The organism is Proteus terrae, from assembly GCF_003144325.1.
Classification (GTDB): Bacteria; Pseudomonadota; Gammaproteobacteria; order Enterobacterales; family Enterobacteriaceae; genus Proteus; species Proteus terrae.
Map to the genome: position 1 here is coordinate 380,791 of NZ_PENS01000001.1, position 11,761 is coordinate 392,551.

The 11,761-nt window shown below is 40.7% G+C and carries 16 protein-coding genes; 13 read left to right on the forward strand and 3 right to left on the reverse strand.

All coding sequences use genetic code 11. The annotated features are described in order from the left end of the window. Nucleotides 1–15 precede the first annotated feature (15 nt). The 12 genes from DK857_RS01595 (at nt 16) to rnk (ending at nt 8,673) form a co-directional block, all read left to right on the forward strand. Entirely contained in the window at nt 16–996 is a 981-nt protein-coding gene (locus tag DK857_RS01595) for a calcium/sodium antiporter (protein WP_098941209.1), read from the forward strand. An 18-nt stretch (nt 997–1,014) separates the two neighbouring features. Continuing rightward, nucleotides 1,015–1,989, forward strand: coding sequence for an arabinose-5-phosphate isomerase KdsD (gene kdsD / locus DK857_RS01600; protein WP_109393140.1), 975 nt, complete (start codon nt 1,015–1,017; stop codon nt 1,987–1,989). 27 nt (nt 1,990–2,016) lie between these two features. Further along, nucleotides 2,017–2,574, forward strand: a complete 558-nt coding sequence (gene kdsC, locus DK857_RS01605; RefSeq protein ID WP_109401360.1) for a 3-deoxy-manno-octulosonate-8-phosphatase KdsC — start codon at nt 2,017–2,019, stop codon at nt 2,572–2,574. A 16-nt stretch (nt 2,575–2,590) separates the two neighbouring features. Continuing rightward, a complete protein-coding gene (lptC, locus tag DK857_RS01610) occupies nt 2,591–3,169 on the forward strand; it encodes an LPS export ABC transporter periplasmic protein LptC (protein ID WP_109401361.1) in 579 nt (192 codons plus the stop codon). Continuing rightward, nucleotides 3,150–3,683, forward strand: a complete 534-nt coding sequence (gene lptA / locus DK857_RS01615) for a lipopolysaccharide ABC transporter substrate-binding protein LptA (RefSeq protein ID WP_075671459.1) — start codon at nt 3,150–3,152, stop codon at nt 3,681–3,683. Before lptC ends, lptA begins: the two co-directional genes overlap by 20 nt. A gap of 6 nt (nt 3,684–3,689) precedes the next feature. After that, nucleotides 3,690–4,415, forward strand: a complete 726-nt coding sequence (gene lptB, locus DK857_RS01620) for an LPS export ABC transporter ATP-binding protein (protein WP_109393139.1) — start codon at nt 3,690–3,692, stop codon at nt 4,413–4,415. Between the two features lie 59 nt (nt 4,416–4,474). After that, a complete protein-coding gene (gene rpoN / locus DK857_RS01625; protein WP_109393138.1) occupies nt 4,475–5,956 on the forward strand; it encodes an RNA polymerase factor sigma-54 in 1,482 nt (493 codons plus the stop codon). 23 nt (nt 5,957–5,979) lie between these two features. Then, nucleotides 5,980–6,267 carry a ribosome hibernation promoting factor gene (gene hpf / locus DK857_RS01630; protein WP_036913954.1) on the forward strand — a complete coding sequence of 96 codons (288 nt, stop codon included), beginning with the start codon at nt 5,980–5,982 and terminating at the stop codon, nt 6,265–6,267. Between the two features lie 149 nt (nt 6,268–6,416). Continuing rightward, a complete protein-coding gene (gene ptsN, locus DK857_RS01635) occupies nt 6,417–6,884 on the forward strand; it encodes a PTS IIA-like nitrogen regulatory protein PtsN (RefSeq protein ID WP_023582879.1) in 468 nt (155 codons plus the stop codon). Between the two features lie 79 nt (nt 6,885–6,963). Further along, nucleotides 6,964–7,818, forward strand: coding sequence for an RNase adapter RapZ (gene rapZ / locus DK857_RS01640; RefSeq protein WP_023582880.1), 855 nt, complete (start codon nt 6,964–6,966; stop codon nt 7,816–7,818). Next, entirely contained in the window at nt 7,815–8,087 is a 273-nt protein-coding gene (gene npr / locus DK857_RS01645; protein ID WP_006535359.1) for a PTS phosphocarrier protein NPr, read from the forward strand. The genes rapZ and npr overlap by 4 nt, the downstream gene beginning before the upstream one ends. A 175-nt stretch (nt 8,088–8,262) precedes the next feature. Beyond that, complete coding sequence (gene rnk, locus DK857_RS01650; RefSeq protein WP_109393137.1) at nt 8,263–8,673, forward strand: nucleoside diphosphate kinase regulator; 411 nt, start codon at nt 8,263–8,265, stop codon at nt 8,671–8,673. Nucleotides 8,674–8,790: 117 nt separating this feature from the next. Here the strand turns inward: rnk and pmbA are convergent, their stop codons facing one another. Next, nucleotides 8,791–10,119 carry a metalloprotease PmbA gene (gene pmbA, locus DK857_RS01655; protein ID WP_109393136.1) on the reverse strand — a complete coding sequence of 443 codons (1,329 nt, stop codon included), beginning with the start codon at nt 10,117–10,119 and terminating at the stop codon, nt 8,791–8,793. Nucleotides 10,120–10,306: 187 nt separating this feature from the next. Between pmbA and yjgA the strand changes: the two genes are divergently transcribed. Continuing rightward, on the forward strand, nt 10,307–10,867 hold the full coding sequence (gene yjgA, locus DK857_RS01660; RefSeq protein WP_088495963.1) for a ribosome biogenesis factor YjgA: 561 nt from the start codon (nt 10,307–10,309) through the stop codon (nt 10,865–10,867). A gap of 73 nt (nt 10,868–10,940) precedes the next feature. On the opposite strand, the gene DK857_RS01665 is transcribed toward yjgA, so the two are convergent. Both DK857_RS01665 and DK857_RS01670 read right to left on the reverse strand, forming a co-directional pair. Next, nucleotides 10,941–11,222, reverse strand: a complete 282-nt coding sequence (locus tag DK857_RS01665; RefSeq protein ID WP_109401362.1) for a barstar family protein — start codon at nt 11,220–11,222, stop codon at nt 10,941–10,943. Beyond that, nucleotides 11,222–11,722 carry a ribonuclease domain-containing protein gene (locus DK857_RS01670; protein WP_109401363.1) on the reverse strand — a complete coding sequence of 167 codons (501 nt, stop codon included), beginning with the start codon at nt 11,720–11,722 and terminating at the stop codon, nt 11,222–11,224. Before DK857_RS01670 ends, DK857_RS01665 begins: the two co-directional genes overlap by 1 nt. Nucleotides 11,723–11,761 lie beyond the last annotated feature (39 nt).

An 11,761-nucleotide genomic window follows, 5' to 3' on the forward strand; every position in this document is an offset into this window, starting at 1 on the left:
TGGAAAACTGATGGCATGTTGATTACTTTGTCTCTTTTAATTTTTGGATTGATGCTACTCGTTTATGCATCAGACCGATTAGTTTATGGTGCGAGCGTTTTTGCGCAATCGTTAAAAATCCCACCAGCCGTTATCGGTATCTTAATTGTAGGCACTGGTACTTCACTGCCTGAGCTTTTTGTTTCAACCGATGCAGCTGTACATAATTTGCCTGATATTGCTATCGGGACGGCCATTGGCTCAACACTCACCAACCTTCTTCTCATCGCAGGTATTGGCGCGATGATTTATCCCATGAACATTCAATCCGCAGTGCTCAAAAAAGAGCTTCCCTTGATGATTATAGTCATCATGCTCGTTGGCATTATCGTTTCTAGCGGAAACTTAGGGCTTAGAGAAGGTACGCTACTCTTTTTTATTGGTTTTGCATCCATCTTTCTAATGATAAAAACGATGCATAAAACACTCACGCAAGAGCGTCACGTATTACCTTTAGAAACCTTAACGCGTTTCGAATTACAGACAAATCCCCGTAATTCTGTTGCACTTTTTTGGGTTGTTATTGCTTTACTTATTATTCCAGTTGCTACTCAAATGATATTGGATAATGTCTTTATTTTAATGCAACAGTATCATCTTAGTGGCTTTTTTGTTGGTTTAACCTTGCTATCTATAGGAACAAGCCTACCTGAATTAGCCACAACTATTGTGGCAGCACTAAGACGCGAGAATGAATTAGCATTAGGGAATATTATAGGTGCTAATATTTTCAATCTAACTTTTGTGTTAGGAATGCCAGCATTACTCTCACCAAGCACATTTAATATCAACACATTTTATTTTAGCTTTGCTGTGCTTGGTGTCGCCAGTTTACTGTTTTCTCTCTTTTCATTAGGGCGTAAACGACGTCTTAATCGAGGTAAAGGAATATTCTTGTTAGTTTGCTTTATTGTTTATATTACGGTGTTGTGCGTCGCACATTCTCTCTTAACCTAAAATAAATGGTACAAAAAAATGACCGAGTTTGATTTTCAGCAAGCAGGTAAAAAAGTCCTTCATATTGAGCGTGATGGGTTAGCTGAACTAGAACAATATATCAATGATGACTTCACTCTTGCCTGCGAAAAAATTTTTCACTGCCAAGGTCGAGTGATTGTTATGGGTATGGGTAAATCTGGCCATATTGGACATAAAATTGCGGCTACATTCGCCAGCACAGGAACACCTTCTTTCTTCGTTCATCCCGGTGAAGCAAGCCATGGTGACTTAGGCATGGTGACAGAAAAAGATATCGTTCTGGCAATTTCAAACTCAGGTGAAGCCAGCGAGATCCTCGCGCTGATCCCAGTACTTAAACGTAAACAGATAACACTGATTTGTATGACACGCACTCCTCAAAGTACAATGGGGAAAGCGTCTGATATTCATCTTTGTATTAAAGTACCTAAAGAAGCCTGTCCTTTAGGACTTGCACCAACAACCAGTACAACGGCAACCTTGGTAATGGGGGATGCACTCGCGATCGCACTGTTACGTGCCCGTGGATTTACTGCTGAAGATTTTGCTCTTTCTCATCCAGGTGGTGCGTTAGGTCGTAAATTACTCCTTCATGTCAGTGATTTAATGAATAAAGAGGCAGATATTCCACGCGTCACTAAAGACGCCACTTTACGTGAAGCACTTGTCGAGATAACCCGTAAAAAATTAGGTATGACCGTCATTTGTGATGATAGTATGCTGATCAACGGTATCTTTACTGACGGTGATTTACGAAGAATATTTGATTTAGGGATAGACCTTAATAATGCCAAAATATCAGATGTTATGACAAAAGGCGGTATTCGTATTCGCCCTGATTGTTTGGCGGTTGAAGCACTGAATTTAATGCAAGCAAAACATATCACCTCGCTATTAGTAACAGAACAAGATAGTGATATCCTGTTAGGTGTTTTACATATGCATGATTTATTACAGGCTGGTGTTGTATAAGCTATTCATAACATTCGAAGGATAAAAATGAATACAATGATAGAAACTTGTTATGGTGCAGTAAGTGAGCAAATCATCAAAAAAGCAGAAAAAATCCAATTGCTGATTTGTGATGTTGATGGTGTGATGTCTGACGGACTCATTTACATGGGCAATAATGGCGAAGAATTAAAAGCCTTTAATGTCCGTGATGGGTATGGCATCCGTTGTTTGCTTACATCCGGCATTGAGGTTGCTATCATTACAGGTCGTCAGTCTAAGCTGTTAGAAGATCGTGCTAAAACCCTTGGCATTACATATCTTTACCAAGGTCAGCATAATAAGCTTTTGGCGTATCAACAACTGTTAGATACACTAAACCTTAAACCTGAACAAACAGCCTATATTGGTGACGACCTGATTGATTTACCTGTAATGGACAAAGTGGGACTTTCTGTCGCCGTGGCTGATGCACATCCATTACTAACACCTCGTGCAAATTACGTGACACGCATTGCAGGTGGTCGTGGTGCAGTACGAGAATTGTGTGATTTAATCCTTTTAGCGCAAGGTCGGCTTGAAGAAGCTAAAGGTCTTTCGATTTAACGTATAACGATACAGAATGAATAAATTAAAATCCTGGTTTACCTTAATTCTTGCCATTATCGCCCTTGGGCTGATTGGCTGGAACTATACTAATAACACTGAATTCGGTGATGGTGAGATTGTTGATGATGGTCAGCCAACCTATCAATCCAAATCATCGATATCTTTTGTTTACGAGCCAACAGGTATACTCGGATATAAACTTGTTGCTGATGATGTCAAAAACTATGCTCAGCAAAAGTTTACATGGTTTACTAACCCTGTCTTAACTACCTATTCACCGACAGGGGATGCAACATGGACAGTACGCGCAAATAAAGCCAAGCTAACAAACAGTAAAATGCTCTATCTTTATGGCGATGTTCAAATTGATAGCTTAACGGATGATTCTAAGCTACAGAGAATAAGCACAGACAATGCTATTGCAAATTTGGATACACAGGATGTTTCCTCTGATGATGAAGTGACTATTATCGGCGTCGGACTGAAATCAGTCGGCTTAAAAATGCGAGGCAATCTGCGCGAGAAACGTGCAGAGCTGATTGAAAAGGTAAACACCTATTATGAGATCCCTAATGAATCAAAAAATCCGTAATACACTGATTATCGGTACACTTTTAGCGATAAGTGTACCTGCGATGGCGCTTAAAGATGACACACAACAACCTATTGTTGTGAACTCAGAGAAACAGTCGCTTGATCTAGAAAAAAACGTCACAACCTTTACACAAAATGTTGTGATCAAACAAGGTTCTATCGATATTCGTGCTGATAAAGTTGTTGTCACACGCCCAGGCGGTGACTCCAAAAGGATCGTAATAGAAGCGTTTGGTAACCCTGTGACTTTTTATCAGTTACAAGATGATGGCAAACCTATCAAAGGTCGTGGCGAGAAAATGACCTATGAAATGGATAAAGAGTTAATGACCTTAACGGGTAAAGCCTATCTTGAACAATTAGACAGTAATATCACCGGTGATAAGATCACTTATCTCGTCCCAACTCAGCAAATGGAAGCTTTTAGCGGTAAAGGTAAACAAGTAACTACTGTTTTACTGCCTTCCCAGTTGCAAGAGAAAGGCCCTGGTGTTAACAACAAAGGTAAGTAACACTTTATGGCGCTGTTAAAAGCTGAAAATTTAGCGAAAGCATACAAAGGGCGCACCGTTGTCGGTGATGTGAGCCTGAACGTTAATTCAGGTGAGATTGTCGGCTTACTTGGACCTAATGGTGCAGGTAAAACAACCACATTTTATATGGTTGTTGGCATTGTAGCTCGTGATGCAGGTAGTATTACAATTGATGATGAAGACATTACGCTGTTACCGTTACATGAACGAGCACGTAAAGGCATTGGTTATCTTCCTCAAGAAGCGTCTATTTTTAGACGCTTAAGCGTTTATGACAACATTATGGGGATCTTAGAAATCCGTCATGATCTAACACCTGAAGGACGAAAAGACCGTGCAGAAGAGCTGCTAGAAGAGTTTAATGTCAGCCACTTACGTAACAGCTTAGGGCAATCATTATCAGGGGGTGAACGCCGTCGTGTTGAAATCGCACGGGCATTGGCAGCAAACCCTAAATTCATTTTATTAGATGAACCTTTTGCGGGTGTTGACCCTATTTCCGTATTAGATATTAAAAAAATTATCCAGCATCTACGTGATTATGGATTAGGTGTACTGATTACTGACCATAACGTTCGTGAAACATTAGATGTGTGTGAACGTGCTTATATCGTCAGCCAAGGTCACCTTATTGCTCATGGTTCACCAGAAGAAATTCTTGAAAATGAGCAAGTTAAACGTGTTTACTTAGGTGAAGGCTTCCGCCTGTAATCTTTGATTCACTTTTACTCTGTCATGGATGACAACAGCAAAGGACTCATCGCATTATTATGAAACAAAGTCTGCAACTTCGTCTTAGTCAGCAACTGGCAATGACGCCACAGCTACAACAGGCTATTCGTTTGTTGCAACTTTCGACGCTTGAATTACAACAAGAAATTCAGCAAGCGCTTGAGTCTAATCCACTTCTAGAACAAGACGATGATCAGCAAGATCCCGTTTCAGATGATACCTCTCATACAGAAAATCAGTCAGACTCCACAACAGAAACAACAACTGAAAACGAAGTTGAAGAGTTCGATACGCTGGATGCTTTAGAGCAAAAAGAGATGCCTGACGATCTCCCTTTAGATACTCAATGGGAAGAGATCTACACCGCAGGCACACCTTCTGGCACCAGTAATGACTATACTGATGATGAACTTCCACTGTATCAAGGCGAAACAACTGCTTCATTGCAAGATTACCTAACATGGCAGGCTGATCTCACTCCGTTTTCAGAAACAGACAGAGCAATTGCGATAAGTATTATCGATGCTATTGATGAAACAGGATATTTAACTGTCACAACAGATGACATCCTTGCTGGAATGGGCGATGATGAGTTAGAGCTTGATGAAGTCGAAGTTGTATTAAAACGTATCCAACGCTTTGATCCTATTGGTGTTGCTGCGCGTGATTTAAAAGAGTGTCTTTTGATTCAGCTATCCGCTTTTTCAACAGAAACACCTTATCTTAAAGAAACGCAGTTAGTGATTAGCCAATATTTAGAGTTGCTAGGTAACCGTGACTTTCGCCAATTGATGCGTCAAACGAAGTTACGAGAAGAGACACTTAAATCTGTTATTGAGATGATCCAGTCTCTTGATCCTAAGCCCGGATTAAGTATTGATACAGGCGAGTCAGAGTATGTTATTCCAGATATACTGGTAAAAAAATCAGGTGAACGCTGGCAAGTTGAGTTAAATACAGATAGCATTCCTCGCCTACGAATAAATGAGACCTATGCGGCATTGGGTCAATCAACTCAAAATGAGAGCGATGGAAAATTTATTCGTGACAATTTACAAGAAGCCAAATGGCTGATAAAAAGTTTAGAAAGCCGTAATGAGACATTATTAAAAGTCGCTCATTGCATTGTTGACACACAGCAGGCATTTTTCGAATTGGGTGAAGAGCATATGAAACCCCTTGTGTTAGCAGATATTGCTGAACAGGTTGAAATGCACGAATCCACCATTTCTCGAGTGACAACGCAAAAATTTTTGCATTGCCCAAGAGGAATTTTCGAATTGAAGTATTTTTTCTCTAGCCATGTGAATACTGATAGCGGAGGCGAAGCCTCTTCAACGGCAATCAGGGCTTTAGTGAAGAAACTCATCGCAGCAGAAAATCCAGCGAAACCACTTAGTGATAGTAAACTGGCTGATATGCTCGGAGAACTTGGAATACAAGTTGCTCGACGCACTGTTGCGAAGTATAGAGAGTCATTATCCATCCCGCCTTCAAATCAACGCAAAGAGTTGGTTTGAGCATAATTGAGAAGGAAGACACTATGGAACTTCAAATCACTGGTCATAATATTGAATTAACCGATGCTCTGCGTGACACAGTCAAAGCAAAAAGCGCGAAATTACCTCAGTTCTTTGACAAAATTAATAACGTTCAGGTGATCCTGAAAGTCGAGAAAGTTAATAAAATCGCGGAAGCGACCATTCAAGTTAATGGCGGTGAGTTGCATGCTTCTGCAGAAGCAGAAGATATGTACGCAGCAATTGATGGATTAATGGATAAGCTGGCTCGTCAATTAACCAAACACAAAGATAAACTGAGACAACATTAATTCATTTCCCATTGTAAAATGGGGATACAATCGGCGAAGTTACTGCGTTGTTTATGACTCGGTTTAATCCAACGCCTAATCAATATCAGTAACAAAAAACCAGATGTCACTTTGTGGCATCTGGTTTGCTGGTCTAAGTGAATAAGACAATGAACAACGATACAAAGATGAATATTAGCGACGTACTTTCTCTGGCATGTACGCATAATGATGTACATTGCACGAGTAAAAAGCGCGCGTTAGAAATTATCAGTGAAAATGCAGCAAAAGCACTTAATTTACCCGAAACACTGATATTTGAAGCTTTATTGACGCGTGAAAAAGTCGGTACAACAGGGATTGGGGGTGGTTTAGCTATCCCTCATGGACGTATTGAAAGTGATGAAACAGAAAAAGTAGTTGGTGTGTTTCTTCACCTAAGCGAACCTATTGCCTTCGACGCTATTGATAATCAACCTGTCGACTTGTTGTTCGCATTACTCGTTCCTGCGACACAATGTAAGGAACATTTACACACACTGTCTTTGATTGCAAAACAGTTGGCAGACAAAAACTTATGTCGCCGACTACGCTCCGCACAAAGTGATGAAGAGCTTTATCAGATTATCACAGAATAACCCCTACGGGTTTAGTAGGACGCGAATAGCATACAGTGGAATGATATTCATCACTGGGAAATTATAGGGGAGCTACCTCATGGTGCTGATGATAGTCAGCGGACGCTCTGGTTCAGGTAAGTCAGTCGCTTTGCGTGCGCTTGAAGACATGGGATTTTATTGTGTTGATAACTTACCTGTTGATCTTTTACCTGAGCTCGCAAAAACACTGGCTGAACGTGATGCTTCTGCTGCCGCAGTCAGTATTGATGTCCGAAATATGCCAGAGTCGCCGGAGATCTTCGAAAAAGCGCTGGAAAGTTTACCCGCTGAATATTCTCCACAACTCTTATTTTTAGATGCAGATAGAAATACCTTAATTCGTCGTTATAGTGATACTCGACGTCTTCACCCTCTTTCGACCAAGAACCTTTCATTAGAAATGGCAATTGATACCGAAAGTGATCTACTTGAGCCATTGCGATCACGCGCTGATCTCATCATTGATACTTCTGAGATGTCAGTTCATGAGCTCGCAGAAATGTTGCGTACTCGCTTATTAGGTAAGCGTGAACGTGAGCTGACGATGGTCTTTGAATCGTTTGGCTTTAAGCATGGTATTCCTATTGATGCAGACTATGTTTTTGATGTGCGCTTCTTACCAAATCCACATTGGGATCCTAAACTGCGCCCAATGACAGGTCTTGATCGCCCTGTCGCAGCATTTTTAGATAGACACACCGAAGTTCATAACTTTATTTATCAAACTAGAAGCTACCTTGAACTTTGGTTGCCGATGTTAGAAACCAATAACCGTAGTTATTTGACGGTTGCGATTGGTTGTACGGGTGGTAAACACCGTTCTGTTTATGTTGCGGAGCAACTCGCAGATTATTTCCGCTCTAGAGGGAAAAACGTACAATCACGCCACAGAACACTAGAAAAACGCAAATGACCCAATATCGACAAGTTGCGATTAAAAATCGACTCGGTATGCATGCAAGACCTGCGATGAAATTGTTTGATTTAGTAAAAACATTTCAATCAACCGTCATTTTACGCAACAACGAAGGGGTTGAAGCACAAGCGGATAGTGTGATTGCTATGCTGATGTTAGATTCAGAGCAAGGCAGTCAAATTGATATAGAAGTTACTGGTAGTGATGAAAATGAAGCTATTGATGCTATTATCGCATTATTTGAATCGGGGTTTGATGAAGAATAATCGTAATAGAAAACAATAGATTAGCATTTCTTAACTAAATAACCCGAAAGAGACTGTGATCACTGTCTCTTTCTTTTTTATACAGAACCGCCTATTATCTCTTATATGAGTTTAACAACACCCCCACTTCACCCGTGGGGGTGTTGTTTTGCATTGGAATAAATTGGAGTGTGGTATGACAAAGCCAACAATTATCATCAACGAACTTGATGCTGAACGTTTAGATTCATTACTTGAACAACCGGCATTTGCAGATAGCCCGATTGCTGAAGCATTGAATGAAGAATTAGATCGTGCTGACATTGTTACACCAGCTGATATCCCTGCTAATATTGTCACAATGAACAGCAAAGTCCGTTTTATGGACTTAAAAAATAATGAAGAGCGTACTCGTACGTTAGTGTATCCGGCTTCATTAAAAGACAGCACTACTGAACTTTCCGTTATGGCACCAATGGGTGCTGCGCTACTAGGTTTAGCGGTTGATGATGAGATCAGTTGGAAGCTGCCAAATGGCCTTGAAACCAAGGTTAAAGTATTAGAAATTCTATACCAACCGGAAGCTGCGGGTGAATTACACCGTTAAACAGAGCTGAAGGTTCGCGTCTTATTTTTATCTTCTCAAATTGAAAAGCACACTGATAAACGCGATATCTCAGCCCATTGCGGGCTGAGATTAAAGGTCGCGATAAGTATCTAAAATTTACTCACCTGCAATACTCATTTCTGGTAATAACAACGATCCACACTGAACATTACTGCGTATCTCGATATCATCACCCATAGTGGCAATATTTGCCCACATATCTTTTAAGTTACCGGCAATAGTCACTTCGCTTACAGGGTATTGGATTTCACCATTTTCAACCCAAAAACCGCTCGCGCCACGAGAATAATCACCCGTTACTGTGCTGACGCCTTGTCCCATCAATTCAGTGACAACAAGACCTGTTCCCATCTCTTTTAACAATGCATCAAACGATAAACCTTGCCCAGGGATATACCAGTTATGGATCCCACCAGCATGACCATTACTTTTTAAACCCAGTTTTCTTGCTGAATAAGTGGTTAATAGCCACTCTTGTAATACACCATCTTTAATGATTTCGGCATCTGTTGTGCGCACACCTTCGCTATCAAACGGTGTTGATGCCAAGCCTCTCATTAAGTGAGGACGCTCTTGAATATTTAACCATTGAGGGAAAATTTGCTTACCTAAACTATCGAGTAAACAAGAAGACTCTCGATAAATCATGCTACCACTGATTGCCGCAACTAAATGACCAAAAATACCTGTCGCAACATCGGCTGCAAAAATAACGGGGGCTTTCATGGTTGGCAGCTTACGAGGTGCAAGGCGAGATAAAGTACGGCGAGCACACTCTTGACCTACCCATTCAGGTGATTCTAGATCATCAAAACGACGACTAATGGTGTAGGCATAATCGCGCTCCATATCTTCACCATCACGAGCAATAACACAACTCGACATAGAATAGCGTGAAGATGAATAGCTTTTTAATAAGCCAAGGCTATTACCAAATACACGGGTTCCACTGTGGCTATTAAAGCTGCCTCCTTCTGTATTAATAATTCGGCTATCACTATCTAAAGCGGCTTTTTCTGCTCTTGATGCTAATTCAATCGCTTTATCTGCCGTTACCTCAGTAGGATGGTAAAGATCAAGGAAAGGCGCATCAAAGGCTAATAGTTCTTGATCAGCAGGTCCTGCATACGGATCAATGGAAGTGTAGCGCGCAATATCCACAGCGGCCTGTACAGCACGCTTAATTGCATCAGGGCTTAAATCTGTTGAAGATGCACTACCTTTACGTTGTTGTTGGTAAACCGTAATGCCTAAAGCACCATCACTGTTAAATTCAACATTTTCAACTTCACCATAACGCGTACTCACACTTATGCCCGTCGATTTATTAATAGCGACTTCGGCACTATCACACTGTTTCGCAGCCAGCTCTAATGCGAGTGAGACGGCGTCTTCAAGCTGTTTTACCTGATCTGAATTATTCATTGAGAACCATTTTTCCTAAGGAGAACACCACTTTTTACTTATTTTTAGCAAAGTAAATCAATTGACAGGTGGTCAACAAGCGATTTTCCCAGTTACAATAGAAGATATATGAATGTTATCACCCGTCGGGCTTTTGGTCATTCACCAAATCACACTCCCGGCTTACTCTGCAACAGGAATTTTTATTATGGCAAAGCAGCCTGAAGAGTGGCATTACCTCAATCCTGAATTTGACGATACGTCGTCAGAAGAGGAAGAAGAGGACGAAATCATCTGGGTCAGCAAAAGTGAAATTAAACGTGATGCTGAAGCACTCAAAAAACTGGGTACTGAATTAGTTGAATTAAGTGCGCAAGAGTTAGAACGTGTGCCATTAGATGAAAAATTATTAGCCTCTATTCAATTAGCACAAAAAGTACAGCGTGAAGCACGCCGCCGCCAAATTCAATATATTGGAAAACTACTGCGCAATGTGGACGAAGATCCGATCCGCCAAGCGCTTGATAAACTGAAAAACCGCCATAACCAACAGATCTTAGTGTTACATAAACTAGAAGATCTGCGAATTCGCCTTGTTGAAGGTGGTAATGAAGTGATTGAAGAAGTCGTGGCGCTTTATCCAATGGCCGATCGCCAACAATTACGCACACTTATCCGTAATGCAAAAAAAGAAAAAGAAGCGAATAAACCACCAAAATCATTCCGCTTACTATTCCAATATCTAAAAGATTTATCAGAATCAGCATAAAACCTGATCATCCTGAAAACGCAGTGTAAATTCAGTATCACTGCGATTTTCAGGACGAGCCTTCTACGCTTAATTACTTTTGCGCTTTATGCTCACAATGAAAGCACAATACGTCTTTACCAAGCTCATTTTGTGCTTCTTGCATCACTTCCACTAAAGGCTGAAAATCACGGGAATGATGAGGTAGATGCTTAAACACAATACTGACAGGCAATTCTATTCCTCCCACTAACGCATCCCATAATGCATCTAGGTTATCGCCAAAATTATCATCTAACTGAAATTGCAGTGCAAAATCCTGATAAAAAGCATCTCTATCTACTAGCATCTTAAAATCGAAGATAACCTGTTTCATTAAGGAGCAACCTTTGTCATTGTGCGGTAATGGTCGGTGGTGACATAAATCAACCCATCATTCGAATAGAGCAATCTGTCGCTACCACGATGACCACAGTGATAATTCACATCGGCTTCATACCACTGGCGTCCTGCTTCTTCTGGTAGCTGTTTTTCACGGTTCATAAAACGATCACCACCAATTGCTCTTCCCGGCAGAACTTCACATAAGTTACCTTCTTTCGCGTTCCAGCCTTGCTCTCTTGCCTGTCTTTTAGTGAGATAAAAACTCGGTAGCTGTTGATGACGTTGTAAATAGTTAGCCACTACATTGGCTTGTGTTTTTTCATCAATAGAAAGAGGGATTTGTGCTGGTTTATTGCTGCTGTTGCTTGATGATGTTGGAACAGAAACTGGCGATGAAGAGGATGATACTTTCGCTTCAGGAAGTAAACCTTTATAGAGAACACCAAATAAAACAGCAATAACAATAATAACTGGTAATAAACGTTTACCCATAAATTAGCACCTTCACTGTCTCTGGGATAAAAAACTCCA

Coding starts and splice junctions, on each gene's coding strand:
- DK857_RS01595 (WP_098941209.1), top strand. CDS start 16: ATGTTGATTACTTTGTCTCTTTTAATTTTTGGATTGATGCTACTCGTT.
- kdsD (WP_109393140.1), top strand. CDS start 1,015: ATGACCGAGTTTGATTTTCAGCAAGCAGGTAAAAAAGTCCTTCATATT.
- kdsC (WP_109401360.1), top strand. CDS start 2,017: ATGAATACAATGATAGAAACTTGTTATGGTGCAGTAAGTGAGCAAATC.
- lptC (WP_109401361.1), top strand. CDS start 2,591: ATGAATAAATTAAAATCCTGGTTTACCTTAATTCTTGCCATTATCGCC.
- lptA (WP_075671459.1), top strand. CDS start 3,150: ATGAATCAAAAAATCCGTAATACACTGATTATCGGTACACTTTTAGCG.
- lptB (WP_109393139.1), top strand. CDS start 3,690: ATGGCGCTGTTAAAAGCTGAAAATTTAGCGAAAGCATACAAAGGGCGC.
- rpoN (WP_109393138.1), top strand. CDS start 4,475: ATGAAACAAAGTCTGCAACTTCGTCTTAGTCAGCAACTGGCAATGACG.
- hpf (WP_036913954.1), top strand. CDS start 5,980: ATGGAACTTCAAATCACTGGTCATAATATTGAATTAACCGATGCTCTG.
- ptsN (WP_023582879.1), top strand. CDS start 6,417: ATGAACAACGATACAAAGATGAATATTAGCGACGTACTTTCTCTGGCA.
- rapZ (WP_023582880.1), top strand. CDS start 6,964: ATGGTGCTGATGATAGTCAGCGGACGCTCTGGTTCAGGTAAGTCAGTC.
- npr (WP_006535359.1), top strand. CDS start 7,815: ATGACCCAATATCGACAAGTTGCGATTAAAAATCGACTCGGTATGCAT.
- rnk (WP_109393137.1), top strand. CDS start 8,263: ATGACAAAGCCAACAATTATCATCAACGAACTTGATGCTGAACGTTTA.
- pmbA (WP_109393136.1), bottom strand. CDS start 10,119: ATGAATAATTCAGATCAGGTAAAACAGCTTGAAGACGCCGTCTCACTC.
- yjgA (WP_088495963.1), top strand. CDS start 10,307: ATGGCAAAGCAGCCTGAAGAGTGGCATTACCTCAATCCTGAATTTGAC.
- DK857_RS01665 (WP_109401362.1), bottom strand. CDS start 11,222: ATGAAACAGGTTATCTTCGATTTTAAGATGCTAGTAGATAGAGATGCT.
- DK857_RS01670 (WP_109401363.1), bottom strand. CDS start 11,722: ATGGGTAAACGTTTATTACCAGTTATTATTGTTATTGCTGTTTTATTT.